Origin of the sequence: Vibrio nitrifigilis (assembly GCF_015686695.1) — a bacterium.
Lineage (GTDB): Bacteria > Pseudomonadota > Gammaproteobacteria > Enterobacterales > Vibrionaceae > Vibrio > Vibrio nitrifigilis.
This window is the reverse complement of sequence record NZ_JADPMR010000001.1, coordinates 427,782-448,815: the sequence shown is the minus strand read 5'-3', so window position 1 is coordinate 448,815 and position 21,034 is coordinate 427,782. Positions and strand designations below refer to the sequence as shown.

The window sequence follows — 21,034 nt, the reverse complement described above, 5'->3', positions numbered from 1 at the left end:
GAAAGGAATTAACCATGAAAAAACTGGTTCTCGCGGCGTCTATCGCCTTACTGACCGCTTGTGCTGCTCCTCAGCAAGAACAGGTTAACTTTATGCCAAAAGCGGTATTGAGCCAATCTGACATCGTTAATAACGCATCATTTACTCTAACGAGCAAAGATGTACGCTCTGCTCAATACGTAGCCCTAGTCGATAGCGGTCGTAACCATATTGAACCAGTTCATGCTCGTCAAAATGTTCGTATCGCACTAGAAAATACACTAGCGGAACAGTTTAATTCTCAAGGCTTCAATATCACGGTTAACAGTGAGAATACGCTAACGGTAGATGTAGAACAGGCACTAGTGAATGTAAAACATTCCATTATGGAAAACCAAATGGATGCCAAAGTGGTTATCCAATTAACCGCAGAAACGCCTAAAGGTCGCTTAGTAAAAACGTACACAGGTACAGCGAAACGTACTGCTGCTCTAAGTGCATCGGTTCAAGATATCCAAATGGTGTTAAATGATGTGGTAAACAACGTGTTGAAGGAAATTGCCAACGACTCTGAACTGAAAAATTACATGAAGGAACGTTTCCATGGCTAAATGGTGTTTCGCCCTATTCATGTGTTTTAGTGCCTCAATTTGGGCGGCACCTACCGTAGTTGTTGACACGAGTTTGGGCTCTTTTACCGTAGAGCTCAACCAAGATAAAGCGCCAATTACTGTGAAAAACTTTCTTCGTTATGTCAAAGATGGCAGCTACGAAGGCAGTATTTTCCACCGTATAATTCCAGGCTTTATGGCGCAAGGTGGTGGTTTTGATGCTGATTTAAAACCATTACAAACCTACAAGCCGATAAAAAATGAATCGACCAACGGCCTACGTAATGATACAGCAACCATTGCAATGGCTCGGACTCAAGCACCGGATTCAGCGACTCGACAATTTTTTATCAACTTTGTAAATAACGGCTTTCTAAATGCAAGAGCTGGCCAAGCTGGTTATGCCGTGTTTGGTAAAGTCGTCAAAGGCTTTGATGTGGTAAAAAGTATGGCAAAAGAAGCCACGCATAATGTGGGCTATCTGCAGAATGTACCAGAAAAACCGATCATTATTCGTCACATTAGTCTTGTGAAATAAACTCTAAAGCTCCAACAATGCTGTTGGAGCTTTCTCATAGGGAGCCTTCATGTTCTCCAATTCACCTCTCTCTTGGCGACAAACCTATCAAAGTTACCGTGACATTCGCTTAATTTGGGTCTTCTTACTCGGTTGCTCAAGCGGGTTCCCTTGGGTACTTATCGGCTCGAGCATGTCCGGATGGTTAAAAGATGCAGGGCTAAGTCTTGCCGCAATCGGATATTTTGGCAGTGTTTTTGGTGTTTATGCCATTAACTTTCTTTGGGCTCCATTAGTTGACCGTGTAAAACTTCCTTTGCTTGGCAATAAACTTGGACAACGACGCAGCTGGATTTTTCTGTGTCAATTCATTATCTGCATTACTACCGTATTTTTAGCTGGGATGCATCCGGCAACAAATTTGTGGCTAACGTCATTATTGGCATTAATTATCGCAACCTCTTCTGCAACTCAAGATATTGCCATTGATGCTTTTCGTATCGATAGTTTTTCTAAATCAGAAGCCGATAAGATGCCTCAAGCCTCAGCGATGTCAGTTATTGGCTGGTGGACTGGCTATTCTCTACCCGGCTATCTCGCCTTCATCAATGCTGATAGCCAAGGTTGGAACACAGTATTTTATGGTATGGCTGCCATTGTGGTTCTGCTGATGTTCTTTACATTATGTGTTGGAGAACCTAAAACACATCGTGATGAATTACAGCATTTAGCCGAAGAGCGCTACAACAAAGTATTTAATAATGGAACGGTACAAACGTGGCTGACAGTGACGATTGTTGAGCCATTTTTAGATTTCTTCCGCCGGAATGGAGTACGCGTTGCGATTACCCTACTATTGTTTGTCTTTTTATTTAAAATCGGCGAAGCATTCTTGGGTCGAATGTCTATCGCGTTTTATAAAGAAATAGGCTTTAGCAACGAGCAAATTGGCTACTATTCAAAACTCATCGGTTGGGGAGCCACTACGGTTTTCACTTTGCTTGGTAGTGTCATTAATGTTCGATTTGGTATCATAAAAGGGCTAATGATAGGTGGAATAGCGATGTCTGCCAGTAACCTGATGTTTGCTTGGATTGCTCAAGTTGGACCAAATGAACACCTGTTCTTGGCTACAGTGATTACCGACAACTTCACAACCGCTTTTTCAACAGTGGCATTTGTTTCTTTCCTTACCTTACTGACAGGTCAAGCGTTCTCTGCAACCCAATATGCTCTGCTTGCTTCACTCGGTAATTTTAGTCGTACTACGCTCTCATCATTTAGTGGTCAGTTTGCGGAATACTTAAATAACTGGTCGCTGTTTTTTGTCTTCACAGCAATCATGGTCATTCCAAGCTTAATCATGCTTTACACACTTCGGCACTACTTCGATAATTTACTCGAACAAGCCAAACATAGGCAAGATTAAGGCACAAACAACGAAAGGAGGCTTTGCCTCCTTTCGCTATGATGAATGGCGTCAAAGTGGGTTAAGGATAAAGCCCCTTACCAAAACGGTTGAACAATCGCGCAACCCCTTGAGTAAATAGCATGGTATCAGTCAATACAGTAAGACACAGGCAATCTTGATCAGTTGAGGTTTGCGGCGAGTGTTTGATTGACGCATCTCTTTGCATAAAATCCCCTGCTTCATAATGCCCGTCTTCATCACTAAATCCACCATGTAAAACAAGGGTAGATTCTATGCCACGGTGCGTATGCTGCGGGACCGACACACCGGGTTTCATATACATTAAATTGAGCCTAACGTCCTCATCACTGTCGAGCGCTAAACTGAGTACTCGCCCGCCATAACTGCGCCAATCCTTCATGTTTTTAACAAAAGGCTGCAGTACCCTAGGAACTCGGATAACTTGACCTTCTATATTCACAAATGAAGCCTTACGAGCCGCTTGTCCACTAAGCCTATTTTGATGTGCTTGAGGAAGAGCAACAATATTTTCAAACATCGCGTCAAACTCAGGCTCCCAGCCTATCATTTCTGACGATTGTTCTGATGATAATTGATCACCCAAAACCTGCTCGAACTGGCGAACTGTCGCTCGACAATGGGGACAAAACTCAAGGTGAGCAGATACCGCTATACCATGCAGATAATCAATGCTTCCATCGGCGTATGCTGCCAACAAATTGGATTCAGGATGATGACTCATAAATGCTCCGCATCAATAGAAATTCGTAATTTTTCAACGGCGAGTCGCAAGCGAGACTTTACCGTACCTAAGGGAATGTTATACATGTCAGCAACTTGTTGATGAGGGAGCTCGTCTAAATAAATTGCCCTAACCACCTTTTGCTGCGCATCGGGTAACTGGTCCAAAAACTTAATTACCTGCTCTTTCAACATCTCATGCTCTGGCGCATAGTGCTCAACCAAATCTGGCGGACAAAAATCGGCTGGCCAAATATCATCAGCAAGTAAATATCCGTCTTTGCCTTTCTGCCGCCGAAGCGTGTCAAAGCAAAGATTACGAGCAATAGTAAATATCCATGTTGATAATCCACTTTTTTCACCATTAAAAAGGTGTGATTTTTGCCAAACCACTGCAAGCGTTTCTTGCACCAACTCTAAAGAAGCTTGCTCGTTACCAATATGCTTAAAAACAAATTGCTTAAGGCGAGGTGAGAAATAACTGAATATCAGAGCAAAAGCATGTTTGTCACGCTGTTTGACTTTTTCCATACAGTCGGTCCAATCAGCACGTTCAAACTTACTTGCAGTTAAAAGCAATATTTCAGACTGTCGCATCGGCTTACTTTCCATCGTCCACCAGCACCTAAGTTATGCTCACTAACCTTTCTACGTATCTCACATGTATTCGATCACTCAAGATTAAGAGTGATCGAAAAATTCTTTTGCGTTGACGAGATAAGAGATAGCTGTTTCACAATTTGAATGTTGCGAAAGCTGATCGAATTGCTCATTAGTCAGCGGCATAAGTTCAAGCCAACGCTGGGCAACCCAACTTGCATCATCGTAAAAACAGTGTGTATACAGATCGCCCAGCTGCGGAAATTGCTCGTATACTTTTTGCAAACGCTGTGCGAGAAACATTTCATCATCTTTCATTTCACGAACAGACCAAGTAGGCAACCACTCAACTTTTGCTTTTCTCAGTCCATCAAACTCGGAACGCACTGAATGAATGCAAAATCGCTTGACACCAACAACGGTTATACCGAGCAAGCCATCAGATAATGTTTCAAAATCAACTATTTTGACCCAGGTTCCATAACTGGAAAGTGGGTTTGCAGGTTGGTTGCCACTACTATCGAACAAACAAAGCCCAAAACCAGAATCCGCTTTCGAACATTCAGCAACCATACGTCGATATCTAGGCTCAAATATTCTTAGCTTCATCTTTCCTTCAGGCATCACGATAGAACCCAGTGGGAACAACATTATCTCTTCCACGAACCGCTCCTTGCGCAAGTTAATTCGTACTTTGTACGAACCACTTTTTTTTCTCGATCACTTTAAAAGATAGCAAACGTTTAGCCGTTACGAACCTCGCCAAACAAACGATTAAGATCACATAAAAAATGCAATAATATGAAAATAAAATAAAGTTCCGTAGGTATTTTTATTAATGTGATAATGGTCACCATTTTTCATTAGCTTTACATTATTTACTTCTTTTAATTGAGATATTTATCGCTATTATCGCCTTAAATGGAAGCTCGCAGTTGTTATAGAACTTCTGAATCAAAAAAAGCAAACGTAGAGAATCACAGAAATGCGCAAATTACTTTTAGCTCTTGGGCTAGCTCTAACCGTAGCGACACCAGCAATGGCAGCAGACTACAGTGACGGCGATACTCATAAAAATGATTACAAATGGTTCCAGTTCAACCTGATGCACGCGTTGCAAGAAAAACCGGGTAATAACAACCACACTTATTTTGAAATGGAATTCGGCGGCCGCTCAGGCATCTTTGACCTGTACGGTTACCTAGACGTATTCAACCTAACTGACGATGACGATAGCGATAAATCATCAGAAAACGGCAACGGTAGCAAAATGTTCGTGAAACTTGCTCCTCGTATGTCACTTGATGGCTTATTCAATACTGATCTGTCAGTAGGTCCAATTAAAGAATGGTACATCGCAGATTATACTACTATCGACGGTCAAGAATCTGACAGCGCTGGTTACGCAACGAAAAATGGTATCGGCGCAGACGTAATGGTACCTTGGTTTGGTAAGGTGCAGTTTAACCTTTACAAAACTTACAACATTAAAGCAAACGAATGGAACGGTTATCAGTTCTCTACTGTTTGGTTCAAGCCTTTTGTTAACTTCGAAAACGGTTCATTCATTGCTTATCAAGGTTACTTGGATTACGAGTTTGACCTACAAGAAGAAGCGGGTGCAACGTCTAAGCACGGTCTAGCATGGTTTAACGGCATTTACTGGCACAGTGACCGCTTTGCTGTTGGTTATGGTTTAAAAGTATTCGACAACGTATACGGTATCAAAGATACATCATCTTTCCGTTCTTCAGGTGTTGGTCACTACTTCGACGTAACATATAAATTCTAATCTAATCTGATCTGATTTAAGAATTTGCACAAATGGCGCGTTTATACGCGCCATTTTTATATCCCACTGTTACGGTCTCACATATTCAAAAATGTTCTGCTTGGCTTTATCACCTCCGATCATTATCCTTACATGGCAATTAACGAGGTGAGATAAAGAAATGAATATTGTAATCGTGGGTCCTGGCGCTATAGGCTCACTGTGGGCTTACTCCTTATATCAGGCTGGGCACAAGGTCAGTTTGTGGAGTAAACACATTCGCCCGACTTCATCTCTTACTCTTGAAAACGTCGATGGTGAAATACATCCACACATCTCATTTCCAGCACAAGAATACTCTCAACTTAACCATGCAGATCTTATTTTGGTTACCGTTAAGGCTTGGCAAGTAACACAAGCCCTATCCCCTTTGCTTGAGCATATTCATACAGATACCATTTTGATGTTCATGCAAAATGGAATGGGGGCAACCGATCAATTATTCCCAGCGCTAAAACATTACCCAACATTACTTGCAACCACGACTCATGGTGCGTGGAAACCTTCGTCAGATTACGTTCGACATACTGGTCTTGGTCAAACCACGATCGGAGCTCTCAACAGTAAAGGAGAGTCATGCCAGTTTATTGCTGATGTTTTTGAGCATGCTTTACCAAATAGTCTTTGGGTCAATGATATTTCAGTGCCTTTATGGGCCAAATTAGCGGTAAATTGTGTGATTAATCCTTTAACAGCGATTCACCAATGTAAAAATGGTCAGTTGTTAAGTGACACATTTACCACCACGATCAACAAATTGGTGGAAGAATTGGTTTTAGTCATGTCGCAGGAAGGCATCTCTATCACACACGCTGTACTGCGCCAACAGATCTTGTCTGTTGCCCAAGCGACCGCCGATAATTTTTCCTCAATGCAACAAGATATTATTCATCAGCGCCCAACCGAGATAGACTTTATTAACGGTTACTTAGTAAAAATAGCCCAGCAGCATGGGATAAAAACACCAGAAAATAAGCAATTATTTCAACAAATTAAAAAATTAGAAAAACAATGGAGTCAATTATGACTAAAAAGATTTTAGTGCCAATTGCACCCGGTACGGAAGAAATGGAAGCCATTACCATTATTGATATTCTGACGCGTGCAGGCTACGAAGTGACCATTGCTAGTGCTGATTTCGAAGGCAATCTGACGATGAAAGCGTCTAGAGGAGTCACATTAACCGCAGATTGTACTCTTGTTGATATTGCTGATGATGAATTTGATGCTGTTGTTCTCCCCGGAGGGTTAGGGGGAGCAGAAGCCTTTCGTGACAGTACTGTGTTAATTGAGATCATTAAACAACAGAAATACGATGGTAAACTTGTGGCGGCAATTTGTGCTTCACCCGCCGTCGTACTACAACATCACAATTTATTTTCTGGCGCTCTAATGACATGCCACCCAAATTTTCAGTCTGATATTCCAGCTGATTTATGGCGAGCTAAACGCGTCACTTTCGATGTGAATCAAAATTTGCTGACCAGTCAAGGTCCAGGCACGGCGCTAGAATTTGCTATAGAAATTATTATTCGCTTATCAGGCAAGCCATTCGCCAAGCAAATTGCCGAGCCACTCGTGGTTCTACCTCAACTTCACTATGATAAACTCAGCGAAGAATAAGCAGTTACTAATGATCAATATTGAACAAATTAGAGCGCAGTTTCCAGCTTTAAATCAAAGCGTTAATGAATATGCATTAACATATTTAGATAACGCAGCCACCACTCAAAAACCTCAATGTGTCATTGATGCAATGGCAGATTATTACCAAACCCATAATGCCAATGTACACCGCGGTAGTCACCACCTCACCGCTCAAGCAACCACATTGTTTGAACAGGCACGAGAAACGGTTGCCCAATTCATTGGGGCTTGCTCTCCTGACACCGTCATTTGGACACGGGGCGCGACAGAATCGATTAATCTCGTGGCTCAAAGCTATGGCCGCCAGCAGCTGAGTGTTAACGATGAAATTTTGATCTGTGAAAATGAACATCACGCCAATATTGTCCCTTGGCAACTCATCGCGGAACAAACGGGTGCAAAAGTAATTAAAGTACCAATCACTCACAATGGTGAGTTTGATATTGATGCATTTAATTCTTTGCTTTCAACACGTTGTAAAATTGTCGCCATTGCCCATATCACCAATGTCACTGGCGCACGTCAGCCTATTGAGCAAGTGATTACTGCTGCTCATCAGATTGGAGCCAAAGTTCTGGTTGATGGCGCACAAGGCATTGTCCATGAGAAAGTGAATGTCACAGAACTGGATGCAGATTTTTATGTATTTTCAGGACATAAACTCTATGCCCCCAATGGCATCGGTGTTCTTTATGCTAAGCCAGAATTACTTGATACCATGCCTGTGTGGCAAGGTGGCGGCAAGATGGTTGATAAGGTGTCATTTGATACAGGCACAAGCTTTGCTCAAGCCCCTGCAAAATTTGAAGCGGGTACACCAAATGTCGCGGGAGCCATTGGCCTCGCTACGGCAATTAATTGGTATCGACAATTTGATCATCATGAGGTGAAGCAGCATATTCATCAATTGCAATTGAATGCCCAGATGGCGCTAAACACCATTGATGATATCAAAATTATCGGTTTTCAGCCTGATGCAGGTATCATCAGTTTTGTTATGCCAGGCGTTCATCATCAAGACATTGCTACTCTGTTGGATCAACAAGCTATTGCGGTACGAGAAGGACACCACTGCGCCCACCCACTGATGGATGCTCTGGGAATAAAAGGAACAGTAAGAATCTCGTTTGCTATTTACAACACACAACAAGATGTCGACCGCCTGATCTCCAGCGTAAAAAAGGCTGTGGATATTTTGTAACGCCCTGATCATGTTATTTAATTGACTTGGTTATTTATTTTTATCCCCCTATACAGCCTGTCTCCTTAACGATAAATTATGCAATAGCACACATTTAGGGAGACAGCATGAAAGGAACACACTCAGCACTATTTATACTTGCCGCTATCGGCGGCTTGTCAGGGTGCCAAACCGTACCCACCACTTCACAATCAAGCTCAATATGGCCAATACAGAACCTACAATGGATTGGCGAAACTCGCATCCCTAACAACACTCACTTCAACCACACTTGGGTTGGTGGGCTTTCCGGTATTGATTACAACCCCAAAACAAAACAGTGGGTTGTGATCAGTGACGATCGTGTCGAGCATGGCCCAGCTCGGGCATACTTAGGTACCATGACCATCACTGCGACTCAAATATCACCATTCAAAATAAATCAGATGGTCACCTTCTATCAACCGGATGACCACCCTTATTTATCCGCTAAGCAATTCGATCATCATGGTACAGTACCCGATTTTGAGTCCATCCGGTTTAATCCTAACAACCACACTTTACGCTATACCAGTGAAGGGGACCGTAAGTTATGGCTGAATCCATTTATCAGAGATGCTTCTGTTCTCGACGGTCAATTTCGTGACTCGGTGGCCGTGCCTAAGCAAATTAAGCTACAAAATAAGCAACCGGAATACGGGTTCTACGATAATCTAGCATTAGAAGGCAGTAGTTTTACTCCATCCGGAGAGTACTATTATGCTGCAATGGAAGCACCAGTTAAACAAGATGGAAATGTCCCAAATGGCAAGCACGGAGCGAATGCCCGACTCACGAAATACGATGCATCAGGACATATTGTTGCGGAGTATGTTTATCCTGTCGACGCTTGGCCTGCTAATCCTGGCAAAGGAAAACATGCAGACAATGGCGTATCAGAAATTTTAGCTATTGATAATAATCACTTACTATTTTTAGAACGTGCTGGGATTCAAGATGCTAAAGGCAGCTATCATAATTTTATTCGCATTTATGAAGTTTCCACACAAGGTGCGACCAATGTTATGAATCAAGACAGCTTGGCATCAACATCGTTTAAGCCAATGAAAAAGCATTTATTACTCAATTTGAATACTCTGAATCTCAAGCAACTTGATAATATCGAAGGGATAAGTTTTGGGCCAACCTTAGAGGATGGAACTAAAACGTTAGTCTTGATCTCAGATAATAATTTCAATCGCCACGAAATAACTCAGCTATTGGCGTTTTCCATTCATTAATTACGGATATACCCAAATGACCTCAAGATGCAGGATTCAGAGCTTCATCAACGAGCCTAGGTCAAGCTCAATCACGGCAGGAATGGTCATTCCCTTTTAACGTGATTGGGCGCAGAAATAGGTTTGTTGATGAGCTCCCAAAGGGCGAGTTTTATTCGCTCCTAGGCTGTGTTACTGATTTTCTACGTAGAATGACTATGTCTTCAAATCAGTGCCTTGCCTAAGAGCGAATACATTCTCGCTGAAACAGCATCTTGAGGTTACTTGGGTATAATACAAGCGAAGTCCCTGAGTGGGACTTCGTTTTTACTGGGAAATATTTTTCACCTGATCAACGATGGCTTTCAAACCATTACCTCGTGATGGCGATAAATGACTCAACAGATTTAACCTTGTAAAATAACCATCGATATCAAACTGCTGTATTTGCTCGGCAGTGTGGCCATTATACGCAGCCATTACGATAGCAATTAAACCACGTACTATTCTCGCATCTGAATCTGCGTGAAAATACCACAAGCCATTATCCTCTTGCTTTGCAATCAGCCAAACCTGACTTTCGCAACCACTTACCTTTATCGTTTCAGATTTACATTCATCATCCATTATCGGGAGTTTTTTACCCCACATAACTATCTGACGATAACGATCTTCCCAACTGGTAAATTGTGACATGACATCAACAACCTGTTCGCTACTTATATCAGTACCAAAGGGAGAAGATGGAAAAGAGGACATAGCACACTCCAAGCGATACATTATTTACGATGTTTTTGAATCAATTTATCTACGATGCGAGATACAGCCACAAAGCCAAAACTCGCAGTCACAACGGTTGCTGCTCCAAACCCACTCGCACAGTCCATACGTTTAGGACCTTCAGCTGTCGCTTTTGTCCCACACACTGAACCATCAGCTTGCGGATATTTAAGTTGTTCTGTAGAAAACACACAATCAATGCCAAATTTACGGGCAGGATTCGTAGGGAAATTATGATGGCGACGCAGACGATCTTTAAGTTTTTTAGCCAGTGGATCTTGAATGGTTTTAGTAAGATCAGCCACTGTAATTTGTGTTGGGTCTACTTGGCCACCAGCACCACCAGTGGTAATGACTTTGATTTTATTACTGCGGCAATAAGCCAAAAGTGATGCTTTCGCCTTAACACTATCAATAGCATCTAAAACGTAGTCAAACTCTTTTGATAAGTATTCATGTTGATTGTCCGGCGTAATAAAATCGTCAATTAAATTGACTTTACACTCGGGATTAATCAATTTGACGCGCTCAGCCATCACTTCAATTTTGCTCTGACCAACAGTCCCAGTCATGGCATGAATTTGTCGGTTAATATTCGTCACGCACACATCGTCCATGTCGATCAACGTTAATTCACCGATTCCTGTTCTTGCCAACGCTTCTACTGCCCATGACCCAACACCGCCAATGCCTATGACGCAAACATGAGCTGCTCGCAAAATATCGACCTCATCGTAACCATATAAACGACGAGTACCACCAAAGCGTTGGTTGTAATTATCAGAAGCGGGGGAGTCAAGTTCACGCATAACACTATATCCAGATGCAGTTATTCAGCCAACTCGGCCTTAAAAAGCAGAATTGGGTGGTGTTATAAACACAAAGAGTGCGTTTTATACGCACTCTTGTCTAAAAAGTCTATTCTAACTTTTCTGGAGGCATAGCCCAAGGTGATTGTGTCGTGGAATCTTTGAGGCCCAACTTCCATACTCGACCAAAGTGCTTGTAATGCCCAGCCTCTGTGCCGGCTCTAGGCCCCATACCATGATATAAATCGAGATGATTATCTTTCACCGCGCCGCCGGTATCTAACACAATCAGCAGTCGCAGTTCATGAGTACCAGACCAAGTACCATCCGCATTAAGTAATGGCACTTCTGCCAAAATTGGTGTCCCCATTGGGAGAATAGAACGGTCGCCAGCCACTGATGCCATTGGTAACAAAGGAACGCCAGCCGTACCGGTTACCGGAGCTGCCGCTCTTGGTTGGAAGAACACGTACGATGGGTTTTGCTCGAGTAACTCTTTAACTTGTTGCTCGTTATGGCTATCAACCCACTCTTTGATGGCTTTAAGTGACATTTTTTCTCTTGGCACTTCACCTTCATCAATCAATATTTTACCAATTGAAATATACGCTTTGTTGTTCTTTCCTGCGTAAGCAAAATACTCGAGTGTGTCATCATCGCCAAAGTGAACAAAACCGCTGCCTTGCACTTCCATAATAAACGGGTCAATCAAATTGCTCGAATACCCTAGCTCGAGATTTTTCCCGTTGAGTGCCCCATCGTATATTTGCGCTCGTGTTGGGCAATCGACATCACATTCTGGTTTTGCGTAAACCGGGTATTTATAAGTTTCATTGGCTTGATGGCGTAGTTCAATCACCGGTGAAAAATAGCCAGTAAATAACACATTACCTTCGCTATCTCCTCCGCCTAACTGCGCAGTTTGAATACCATACTTAGCGAGCTCGGATGGATCACCACTTTCAAGAGACCATTCTTTCAGTTTTTCATACAACGGTTGATAAACATTAGCGAGAGATGGAGATGTTTCTACGACTTCATCACTCTGCTTAGCAAAAGTCGCGTAGTCACGTGGAGAGTTGGATGATATGTGGTCGACTCGGTTTAAGCGATCCGGAAAGGTCTTATCTAAATATTGTTGACCACGATCTGTTGGAGCACAACCAAACAGTAAAGCAACACAAGCAAGAGGCAAAAAACGTTTAATCACAAGCTAGTTATCCGTAAATTTAGGTACGGTCCAAGCATGGCAAACTCAAGCCTTTAGCGCAACGTTAGAAACGTTACCTGATGTTATTTTTGTATTTTCCTGACAGGCGATAGACAGGGTTATAATACGACGGAGTAATTAACTTCATTTCGGTATTCGAGTTATCAGCCATCTTATATTTGTATTCGATGCCCCCTACCTCATAACTTAAATACACACCATCAAAATCATAATCAGTCGTAACAGTGTGCCCATGTATGACAATCGCATTCTTTCTGATCTCAATCGTCATCGCTGCGTAATGCGCCACATTTTGCTCGACCCAATCTCCTATAATACTTTTTTTAGGAGAAAGTGCAGATTGAGCTTTGTGATACAAAAAACCATAGAGAACTGCAACACAGATAGTGCCAACTAAAGCAAATGTCAATAACGACCACTCTACGATCTTCTTTTTGTCTTTGGCCACTATAATCTACCTGTCAAGGACATCGAATGAGGACTTTATCAAAAGTGTAACCCACAAGAGGTATAGTCCCAAGGAATGTCGCAATTAATTCCACAAGAGCGCAAAAAAAACTTGTTTATACCTGAATAAAAAGTCATTATTTAGACATATTTAAACAAAAGGAACGTTTAGCAGTGAAATTTCGCAGTACCGCACTTGTCAAAGGGTTTAGACAATCTGCACCTTATGTCAACGCTCACCGTGGTAAAACCATGGTGGTTATGCTTGGTGGCGAAGGCATTGCAGATAAAAACTTCCCTAATATTATCAGTGATTTGGCACTTCTACATAGTTTAGGGATCAAGATTGTTCTTGTCTATGGTGCTCGTCCTCAGATCAACGATCTGCTTACTGCTAAAGATCATTCAACTCCCTACCATAAAGGTGTCCGCATCACTGATGAGCTCACGTTAGGTTTAGTTATGCAGGCCGCTGGTCAGTTACAATTGGCCATTACAGCTCGCTTATCAATGAGTATGAATAACACCCCAATGGCGGGGAATAAACTCAACATCGTTAGTGGTAATTTCGTTATTGCTCAACCCCTTGGCGTCGATGACGGTATTGATTACTGCCATAGTGGCAGAGTAAGAAGAATCGATATTGAAGGCATTAATCGTATCCTCGACCAAGACTCTGTGGTCTTGCTCGGCCCTATCGCAAGCTCAGTGACAGGGGAATGCTTCAACTTACTATCAGAAGAAATTGCCACCCAAGTTGCTATTCGACTTAAAGCCGACAAGCTGATTGGCTTCTGTTCTGAGCAAGGGATTATCGATGAAAAAGGTAATGCAATTGCAGAACTATTTCCGACTGAAGTAGAAGAGCTGATTCAACGTCTTGAGTCTGAAAGTAACCCAGAGTTAGATGACACGACTGGCACATTGCGCTTTTTACGTGCTTCCGTTTCTGCTTGCCGTGCCGGTGTACCCCGTAGCCATTTAGTAAGCTACAAAGATGACGGTGCAGTACTGCAAGAGCTATTTTCTTTTGATGGTATCGGAACCCAAGTGGTCACAGCTCGTACCGAACAGGTTCGCCAAGCCCATATCGATGATATTGGTGGCATTTTTGATCTGATTCTTCCTCTTGAAGAAAAAGGAATTTTGGTGCGCCGCTCTCGTGAACAACTGGAACAAGAAATACACAAATTTACGGTTATTGAGAAAGACGGGCTCATTATTGGGTGTGCCGCATTGTACACCTACCATGAAGAAAAAATGGCCGAGATGGCTTGCGTTGCCATTCACCAAGATTATCGAGATGGTCATCGTGGTTTAGTGCTACTGAATCATATGAAGCATGAGGCTAAAAATATCGGTATTAAGCAGTTGTTTGTCTTAACAACACAAAGTTTACACTGGTTCAGAGAGCAAGGCTTTAACGAAGTCGGTGTCGAAGCCCTTCCTGTTGCGAAACAACACCTTTATAACTACCAACGCCGCTCAAAAATTCTCGTATTGAAGCTGTAATAACTCCATTCAATCAAATTCAATAAGTTGTATATAACCCCCTACTCAGGGGGTTATTTTTTAATGCAACTAATTTCATCAATTAAACACTTTATAACCACTTTCTTTTTGAGTACAAACTGTGTAAAATTCGCTCACCTTGTGATTCAGGTCATGTTTTACTGAGCACTCAAAAAGAGGTTGAGCACGTCTAAAGGAAGCGGTAAGTGCGCGAAAAGCGGAGCAGAAGGAAGCAGACGACCAGCCTTATAGTAAATATTCAAAGGATAGATATTGATGGCAAGGATGATTTTTACTACTGATAACCACCAAATTCAGAGCAATAAATCAATGAAAACCGTCATTTGCAACTCACTGCAAAGTTTTTGGGATATGGCTGATAATGAACTCTTAGAAGGGCTCAACGTCCACTGTGTTTTTCATGCTAATACCCAGTTAAGATCTTATATGTTGGGCATTAGAGAACGCTACAAGATTAACAACATTAGTTTCTCAAGTGTCGTCGCTCCAAATCCCATCTAAGAGAATATACCCAAGTACCAGGGAGACCACATCTCTCCCTAATACAGTTACAGACGTTCGCTTAAGCCGCTGGCACGCAGCGTCTGTAGTTTAATACCACGCTTAAGTATCCCCGTGTCACAGTAAAGATCGAGTCTCTTTTTCGCCCGAGTGATCCCGGTATAAATCAGTTCACGCGTCAAAATAGGGCTAAACTCTGGTGGCAAGATCATCAATGCGTGTTCAAACTCACTCCCCTGTGATTTGTGAATTGTCATAGCATAAGCGGTTTCATGTGGCGGCACTCTGCTTGGCAGCACGCCTTTCACACTACCATCTGGCAATTCAAAATAAACTTTTAGCCTTGAGGTTGAATCACTCTCATCGCGCATACAGATGCCAATATCACCGTTATACAAACCTAACGCATGATCATTACTCGTCACCATGACCGGCCTACCGTGATACCACTGCTCATCCTGCACCTTTATTTTATTTCTAGCGACGAGTCCTCGCTCAATACGATGATTGAGCCCTATGACACCAAAATCGCCGTCACGTATCGCACAGAGTAAACGTACTTGGTTAAAGCGTTGCAATACTGTTTTCGCTTTTAGTGGCATGGATATTTGTTGACTTTCACTATAGAAACTCTGGTTTGTCGCTTCCAAATAAAACGAATAGGATTTCACCAATGCTTGGATCATCTGATTGTAAGCATCACTACTTAAAGCATGGTGAGTAATATCATCAAACTCTCGTTGCCATACTTGGTCGACTTTTAAACCCTGCCCCGAATTCACCGCTTTCGCTAATTGCCCAATGCCAGAGCTTGCGTTAAACCGATAGCTTTTCTGTAACATACAAAGACAATCAGCAATTGGAGTTACATTGGTTTGATGCACTGATGCCAGTGAGTCATAGCCAGTCAAGTTAGCAAGCAGTTGCCCTTGTGTTAGGCTATACCCTTGGCGTAAAAAAGAGCAAATATCCCCTAACACAGCTCCTGCTTCGACTGATGCCAACTGATCTTTATCACCTAACAACACTAAACGCGCATGTTTAGGTAAAGCCTCAACGAGTTTGACCATAAGTGGTAAATCCACCATGGAAGCTTCATCTACCACCAACAAATCGAGGTGTAATGGATTGTGTTGATTATGGCGAAATTCAGCACTGTTTGGCATGGCTCCCAACAATCGATGTATGGTGCTCGACTCGGTTGGAATAAGCGTTTTTAGTTCAGGCTCTACGGGTAATTGATTGACTGCTTTTGCAATAGACTCAGTAAGACGCGCAGCAGCTTTACCTGTCGGCGCTACCAATTTGATGGTGAGGCTTTGCTTAGCTTGGCTAATCAATGCCGCAAGCAATTTCGTCACCGTCGTCGTTTTTCCCGTTCCAGGGCCACCAGAAATCACGGTAAAGCGACGAGTTAAAGCCACAGCAGCCGCTGTTTTTTGCCAATTCAAACAAGCTGAAAGAGGAACTAAGTGATCAAGCTGATTAAGGTCTTGCGCTGTTGTCGCCTGCGTTAAACACACATCTATCGCTTGCCAATTCAAACCATCAGGGGCAACGATATCAAGCACATCAATCAGCTTTCTCTGCCGCTCAACCTCAGTTGTCGATTCTTGTAACGCTTGCATTACCCAGTGATAGTCACGACTAAACAAATTATCCAATCGCGCTCTGAGTGTTGAAAGCTCACCAGGCTCAATTGCGACAGGGGCAGCTAGCGAGTTCAATCGCTGAGATAATGCTATTTCATAATACCAGTAGCGATGTAAATAAAGACGCTTGCCATCAAAAACCAGAGGAACACCATGCTGCTGATGTTGTTGTTGTTCAGTCAAAGCAACTAAGCTAGATGAACGCAACAGCTCAACCCAATCCGTTTCGATCCAGTCACGTTTAAAGGCGTCAGCACTGGCACCAAATAAGCCGAGCTTAGCCAGAATATCCGTTAGCTGACCGTGATTATCCCACATAGGTAAACAGATATGTCCACGCCCTAACTCAGCACTTAAAGCAGCCGCAAGCACTGCTAAAGGCAGCTCATTGTCATCACATTGGGAAGCGATAAAACGCGCAAACTGATAATCAAGCTGACGAATCGTCCCTTGCTGCGCGAGTAAAGATAAATCCGATAAAAGGGAAGACATTATAAATCGAGCTCCATTTGTCCTGCTGAAGTGGCGCGTGCGTCTGGCTGATGCCCATCGATCAGTTGATCTAAATCCGTCAAAAATTGCTTACTCGGTTTAGCGTGAAAAATTCCGTGGTTAGGTTGCCCATCAATCCCCCGCAAGAACAGATAATAAACGCCACCAAAATGTTGCTCATAATCATAGTTGGCGACTCGACTACGTAAAAAGCGATGCAACGCCAGTGAATAAATCTGATACTGAAGATCGTAACGGTGCTCTGCCATTGCGGATTCTAGTCGCCCACCTTGATACGCTTCTGGTTCATCACCCAGATGGTTCGATTTCCAGTCCAATACATAGTATTTCCCTTGATGTTCAAATACCAAATCGATGAAACCTTTCAACATGCCCTGCACAGTCGAAAACCCTAGATTGCCCGCTTTAGCCGACAAAGGATCATGGCGCTGAGTTATGCGATTCAAGCTTGGGGAATCTAATACCACCAGCGGTAATAAAAACTCCATTTCAACCAAACGTTGCTCTGATGTTTTGCTTCCTAAACAGAGCTTCTTACCATCTAAAGCGGTGTTCATTACCTGATCAACTAACTGTTGTAATACCGGTAACCATTCAACATCAAGTTGTTCCCGTTCTAACAAATCCATCAGAACTTGAGTATTATTTTCACTGGTTGCGGGTTCGGTAAATTCAACATGCTCAAAGACACTATGTAAGAAGGTTCCCGGTTGCGCTCCTTTCGGAAAGGTAAAAATCGTCCGTTCAGGCTCTAGCAGTAATGTTTCATCATGCTCATCAGCCGAGTCGATATCAAAGCCCGATATTTCTACGGTAGCATCCACGCTATGGTGGCTCCCTTGCTTCACTAATCCAGAGTAACTGGTCATTCGCCAATGGCGATCAATCGGAGTGGTTAATTCTTGGATAGGCAGACTGTCTTGCTCTTGAGCAACGGGTACAAATGGAGTATCAGGTAACTCAAGCGGTGATGTCACTTGCGCATTCAACCCATCAATGGCTTGATGTAAAGAGTGCTCAAGTAAATCGATGCCACCTTCTTGACCATTTTGTAGCAAATATCCCATTGCACTTTGGTGAACACCTGATGGCTCTTTGGTTGAGCGACCATTACGCAGAGGAGCCACGCCAATAAAACAGCCATATACTGCTCGGGTTAACGCCACATAAATCAAACGTAAATCTTCAGCTAACCGCTCTTTATCTGCCTGTTGTAATGCAGAGCTATCGCCAGTGATATCTAACATGGTTTTACCACTATTGGGATCGTAATACTTCCCTTCAGACGCAGCCCGGTAGCCGATAACAAAAGGCAAAAAGACTAAGTCGTATTCCAAACCTTTCGATTTGTGAATGGTAACAATCTGTACCAAATGTCGCTCAGATTCCAAACGCTGAATTTGATCTTCTGCACCACCAAAACCTTGTTCAACATCACTAATCGTCTGGGCTAACCAGCGCAACAATCCATGGTCACTATCGATATCTTGATTGGCTTGCTGCAATAATTCGCCAATATGTAAATAATCGGTTAAGTAGCGCTCCCCGTCCGATTCAGCCAACCAACGCTCAGCAATATGGCGTTGACTTAACACCGCACGAAGCATCGGTAATACGCCTCGGTTAACCCACAGTTGCCGATAGGACTTAAACTCGTTGACAGCATTCTCCCACTCATTTTCATCATTATTGAGAGCATCAAGCTGGCGTGCATTCAAAGCAAAAAGCGGACTGGCCAGTGCCGCTCGCAACGTGCGATCATTTTCGGGGGTTAACACCGCTTGTAGTAAACGCTGAATATCTTGCGCAATTGAACTGGTAAACACGCTGTCACGATTCGACAAATAGACGCTGGCAATACCTTGTTTAGCTAATGCCTCTTTAACCAAACGCCCTTCATTTCCCGTTCTGACCAGCACAGCAATATCACCCGCCTCAATGGCTTTAGATTGATTAAACGTTGCTTGTCCTTGCTGCGCTTGGGTTAATATGGCTTGAATTTGACTGGCCGTCGCCGTTGCCATCGTAGTTAAATAATCGCCTTTAGTGATTAACTGTCCCTCTGTATCTGGTAACCAATAAGTGAGTGCAGGCTGTTGCTGCTCACCTAAATACCAATGTTTACTGGCAGCGGTTGGGCTCGCTTTTACCGGATAAAAGGGAATATCTTGATCATAAATAAAAGGGCTATCTGGATTGGTAAAGACTTGATTAACGCACGCAACCATATCCGCACTAGAACGCCAGTTCGTTCCTAACGTGTAATGAGCGGTCACCTGGTTACGCGCGCGGATATAAGTAAAGATGTCGGCACCACGAAACGCATAAATTGCCTGTTTGGGGTCTCCAATCATAAATAAGCCTGTCGCAGGATTATCCAGATAGATTCGACTAAAAATACTGTATTGCAGAGGGTCGGTATCTTGGAATTCATCAATCATGGCAACCGGATAAAGCTGACGAATACGCTCAGCGAGTAAGCCTTGTTCATCCTCATCAAGCGCTGCAGAAAGCTGAGTTAACAAATCATCAAACGACAACCACTGCTTAGTCTGCTTCGCCTTCGCTAGCATAGTTCGACATTCTTGAATGGCATGAGCGATCAAAGGGGCTTCTAAACTCACAGGACGTTCGAGAAACTGTTCGATTGCGACAAACAGCTCATGCGTCGGAGCATTACCTTTTGGTGTTTTCTCGATCAGCTGATGTTGGGCAAATTTCTCTAGTTTATCGGGGATATCATAACCCGTTGTTTCCATTGCAGCCCAATGACTGACCGCTTCAACCCACTGTGGCAGAGACTTTTTACTATAACTGCGTTTGTTAATATCAGAACCTGCAATCCAACCTTCGATATCATCTTGATGCTCGCGCCACAGCGCTTTCAACTCATCAATTTTACTTAAATTCTGCTGATGTAATTGCGCTAAATCACCACTCATTGGTAGCGTAGTCAAGGTCAAAGGAGAACCAGTCAGGTAACCACCGATTTTTGCTAACAAGTCATCTGGTGATCCCCACATACGGCGAATTTCCGCCGCCAATGCAAGTGGCAGTGGATAAAATTGACGACGCCAATAGTCCGCAACGACTTGTGCTTTCAGTTGGCTTTCATCGGTAACAAACTCATTATTGAAGCGACTTCCTGATTCAAACGCATTTTGTGTCAGCATTCGTTGGCAAAAACCATGAATGGTATACACCGCCGCTTCATCCATTTGACGTTCAGCTTCGGTTAACAATTTAACGGCTAAAGGATGATCTTCATAATCAACTAGCAACGGGTTTATGACCGGGTCGCTACTCTGACCTCGAGAAAAAGCAATTTTAGCATCATGAATACGAGCTCGAATACGATCACGCAATTCTGCTGTTGCAGCCTCGGTAAAGGTCACGACCAAAATTTGGTCCACCGTTAATGGCATCTGGTGGCGAGTGTCTAAAGAGCCATGTCCAAGTAATAAACGTAGATACAGACCGGCAATGGTAAATGTCTTCCCAGTCCCTGCGGACGCTTCGATTAAACGCGCTCCATGCAGAGGGAATGTCATGGGATCGAGAGCAACGGGTTTTATATCTGATGTTGCAGTCATGATTTAATTACCTTCTTTAACGTCATACACCTGGTTATTCGCCAAGAGACTTCTGTGTGATCTAAACAACATTATTGGTATTTAGTCGCTATTTTAGGGGCAATGCCCTCATTTTGTGAGATCTTGTTCACGGCGCACCATACTGGTGCCCGTTACAATCGCCGCATAACATATCTTA

At 43.0% G+C, this 21,034-nt stretch carries 19 protein-coding genes; 10 read left to right on the top strand and 9 right to left on the bottom strand.

All coding sequences use genetic code 11. From position 1 onward, the window contains the following. Window positions 1-14 precede the first annotated feature (14 nt). The 3 genes from I1A42_RS01935 to I1A42_RS01925 are packed head-to-tail and all read left to right on the top strand — an operon-like array spanning window position 15 to window position 2,536. A complete protein-coding gene (locus I1A42_RS01935) occupies window positions 15-590 on the top strand; it encodes a YajG family lipoprotein (protein WP_161153020.1) in 576 nt (191 codons plus the stop codon). Further along, window positions 583-1,128: a peptidylprolyl isomerase gene (locus I1A42_RS01930; protein ID WP_161153021.1), complete on the top strand. Its 546-nt coding sequence runs from the start codon at window positions 583-585 to the stop codon at window positions 1,126-1,128. Before I1A42_RS01935 ends, I1A42_RS01930 begins: the two co-directional genes overlap by 8 nt. Window positions 1,129-1,177: 49 nt before the next feature. Next, window positions 1,178-2,536 carry an AmpG family muropeptide MFS transporter gene (locus I1A42_RS01925; protein ID WP_161153022.1) on the top strand — a complete coding sequence of 453 codons (1,359 nt, stop codon included), beginning with the start codon at window positions 1,178-1,180 and terminating at the stop codon, window positions 2,534-2,536. Window positions 2,537-2,597: 61 nt separating this feature from the next. Here the strand turns inward: I1A42_RS01925 and I1A42_RS01920 are convergent, their stop codons facing one another. From I1A42_RS01920 to I1A42_RS01910, 3 genes are all read right to left on the bottom strand, one after another. Then, window positions 2,598-3,281 (bottom strand): ChrR family anti-sigma-E factor, encoded by a 684-nt coding sequence (locus tag I1A42_RS01920; RefSeq protein ID WP_161153023.1) that lies wholly within the window; start codon window positions 3,279-3,281, stop codon window positions 2,598-2,600. Continuing rightward, window positions 3,278-3,877 (bottom strand): sigma-70 family RNA polymerase sigma factor, encoded by a 600-nt coding sequence (locus I1A42_RS01915; RefSeq protein WP_196122508.1) that lies wholly within the window; start codon window positions 3,875-3,877, stop codon window positions 3,278-3,280. The genes I1A42_RS01920 and I1A42_RS01915 overlap by 4 nt, the downstream gene beginning before the upstream one ends. Before the next feature lie 84 nt (window positions 3,878-3,961). Further along, the gene (locus I1A42_RS01910) at window positions 3,962-4,543 is read right to left on the bottom strand and encodes an LON peptidase substrate-binding domain-containing protein (RefSeq protein ID WP_196122507.1); all 582 of its coding nucleotides are present in this window, start codon (window positions 4,541-4,543) and stop codon (window positions 3,962-3,964) included. 322 nt (window positions 4,544-4,865) lie between these two features. Here I1A42_RS01910 and I1A42_RS01905 point away from each other — a divergent pair, with 322 nt between their 5' ends. The 5 genes from I1A42_RS01905 to I1A42_RS01885 all read left to right on the top strand — a co-directional run bounded on the left by I1A42_RS01905 (window position 4,866) and on the right by I1A42_RS01885 (window position 9,818). Continuing rightward, complete coding sequence (locus tag I1A42_RS01905) at window positions 4,866-5,672, top strand: nucleoside-specific channel-forming Tsx family protein (RefSeq protein ID WP_196122506.1); 807 nt, start codon at window positions 4,866-4,868, stop codon at window positions 5,670-5,672. 160 nt (window positions 5,673-5,832) lie between these two features. Then, entirely contained in the window at window positions 5,833-6,738 is a 906-nt protein-coding gene (panE, locus tag I1A42_RS01900) for a 2-dehydropantoate 2-reductase (RefSeq protein ID WP_161153025.1), read from the top strand. Then, window positions 6,735-7,334: a DJ-1 family glyoxalase III gene (locus I1A42_RS01895; protein WP_196122505.1), complete on the top strand. Its 600-nt coding sequence runs from the start codon at window positions 6,735-6,737 to the stop codon at window positions 7,332-7,334. Before panE ends, I1A42_RS01895 begins: the two co-directional genes overlap by 4 nt. A 10-nt stretch (window positions 7,335-7,344) precedes the next feature. Continuing rightward, window positions 7,345-8,559 (top strand): cysteine desulfurase CsdA, encoded by a 1,215-nt coding sequence (gene csdA / locus I1A42_RS01890; RefSeq protein WP_161153027.1) that lies wholly within the window; start codon window positions 7,345-7,347, stop codon window positions 8,557-8,559. A 107-nt stretch (window positions 8,560-8,666) separates the two neighbouring features. Continuing rightward, a complete protein-coding gene (locus tag I1A42_RS01885) occupies window positions 8,667-9,818 on the top strand; it encodes an esterase-like activity of phytase family protein (protein WP_196122504.1) in 1,152 nt (383 codons plus the stop codon). A gap of 306 nt (window positions 9,819-10,124) precedes the next feature. Here the strand turns inward: I1A42_RS01885 and csdE are convergent, their stop codons facing one another. The 4 genes from csdE to I1A42_RS01865 all read right to left on the bottom strand — a co-directional run bounded on the left by csdE (window position 10,125) and on the right by I1A42_RS01865 (window position 13,065). Next, window positions 10,125-10,556: a cysteine desulfurase sulfur acceptor subunit CsdE gene (gene csdE / locus I1A42_RS01880; protein ID WP_161153030.1), complete on the bottom strand. Its 432-nt coding sequence runs from the start codon at window positions 10,554-10,556 to the stop codon at window positions 10,125-10,127. Between the two features lie 20 nt (window positions 10,557-10,576). After that, complete coding sequence (gene tcdA, locus I1A42_RS01875) at window positions 10,577-11,386, bottom strand: tRNA cyclic N6-threonylcarbamoyladenosine(37) synthase TcdA (protein WP_161153031.1); 810 nt, start codon at window positions 11,384-11,386, stop codon at window positions 10,577-10,579. 109 nt (window positions 11,387-11,495) lie between these two features. Then, window positions 11,496-12,596: a murein transglycosylase A gene (gene mltA, locus I1A42_RS01870; RefSeq protein WP_161153032.1), complete on the bottom strand. Its 1,101-nt coding sequence runs from the start codon at window positions 12,594-12,596 to the stop codon at window positions 11,496-11,498. 73 nt (window positions 12,597-12,669) lie between these two features. Further along, window positions 12,670-13,065: a DUF2850 domain-containing protein gene (locus I1A42_RS01865; RefSeq protein WP_329604796.1), complete on the bottom strand. Its 396-nt coding sequence runs from the start codon at window positions 13,063-13,065 to the stop codon at window positions 12,670-12,672. 173 nt (window positions 13,066-13,238) lie between these two features. Here I1A42_RS01865 and argA point away from each other — a divergent pair, with 173 nt between their 5' ends. After that, complete coding sequence (argA, locus tag I1A42_RS01860; RefSeq protein ID WP_161153033.1) at window positions 13,239-14,576, top strand: amino-acid N-acetyltransferase; 1,338 nt, start codon at window positions 13,239-13,241, stop codon at window positions 14,574-14,576. 330 nt (window positions 14,577-14,906) lie between these two features. Next, window positions 14,907-15,098, top strand: a complete 192-nt coding sequence (locus I1A42_RS25130; protein WP_161153141.1) for a hypothetical protein — start codon at window positions 14,907-14,909, stop codon at window positions 15,096-15,098. Window positions 15,099-15,145: 47 nt separating this feature from the next. On the opposite strand, the gene recD is transcribed toward I1A42_RS25130, so the two are convergent. After that, window positions 15,146-17,242: an exodeoxyribonuclease V subunit alpha gene (gene recD / locus I1A42_RS01855; RefSeq protein ID WP_196122503.1), complete on the bottom strand. Its 2,097-nt coding sequence runs from the start codon at window positions 17,240-17,242 to the stop codon at window positions 15,146-15,148. Further along, window positions 17,242-20,856 carry an exodeoxyribonuclease V subunit beta gene (gene recB, locus I1A42_RS01850; protein WP_196122502.1) on the bottom strand — a complete coding sequence of 1,205 codons (3,615 nt, stop codon included), beginning with the start codon at window positions 20,854-20,856 and terminating at the stop codon, window positions 17,242-17,244. Before recB ends, recD begins: the two co-directional genes overlap by 1 nt. Window positions 20,857-21,034 lie beyond the last annotated feature (178 nt).

Coding starts and splice junctions, on each gene's coding strand:
- I1A42_RS01905 (WP_196122506.1), top strand. CDS start 4,866: ATGCGCAAATTACTTTTAGCTCTTGGGCTAGCTCTAACCGTAGCGACA.
- I1A42_RS01915 (WP_196122508.1), bottom strand. CDS start 3,877: ATGCGACAGTCTGAAATATTGCTTTTAACTGCAAGTAAGTTTGAACGT.
- I1A42_RS01935 (WP_161153020.1), top strand. CDS start 15: ATGAAAAAACTGGTTCTCGCGGCGTCTATCGCCTTACTGACCGCTTGT.
- I1A42_RS01930 (WP_161153021.1), top strand. CDS start 583: ATGGCTAAATGGTGTTTCGCCCTATTCATGTGTTTTAGTGCCTCAATT.
- I1A42_RS01920 (WP_161153023.1), bottom strand. CDS start 3,281: ATGAGTCATCATCCTGAATCCAATTTGTTGGCAGCATACGCCGATGGA.
- I1A42_RS01895 (WP_196122505.1), top strand. CDS start 6,735: ATGACTAAAAAGATTTTAGTGCCAATTGCACCCGGTACGGAAGAAATG.
- recB (WP_196122502.1), bottom strand. CDS start 20,856: ATGACTGCAACATCAGATATAAAACCCGTTGCTCTCGATCCCATGACA.
- tcdA (WP_161153031.1), bottom strand. CDS start 11,386: ATGCGTGAACTTGACTCCCCCGCTTCTGATAATTACAACCAACGCTTT.
- panE (WP_161153025.1), top strand. CDS start 5,833: ATGAATATTGTAATCGTGGGTCCTGGCGCTATAGGCTCACTGTGGGCT.
- recD (WP_196122503.1), bottom strand. CDS start 17,242: ATGTCTTCCCTTTTATCGGATTTATCTTTACTCGCGCAGCAAGGGACG.
- csdA (WP_161153027.1), top strand. CDS start 7,345: ATGATCAATATTGAACAAATTAGAGCGCAGTTTCCAGCTTTAAATCAA.
- I1A42_RS01925 (WP_161153022.1), top strand. CDS start 1,178: ATGTTCTCCAATTCACCTCTCTCTTGGCGACAAACCTATCAAAGTTAC.
- I1A42_RS01885 (WP_196122504.1), top strand. CDS start 8,667: ATGAAAGGAACACACTCAGCACTATTTATACTTGCCGCTATCGGCGGC.
- csdE (WP_161153030.1), bottom strand. CDS start 10,556: ATGTCCTCTTTTCCATCTTCTCCCTTTGGTACTGATATAAGTAGCGAA.
- I1A42_RS25130 (WP_161153141.1), top strand. CDS start 14,907: ATGAAAACCGTCATTTGCAACTCACTGCAAAGTTTTTGGGATATGGCT.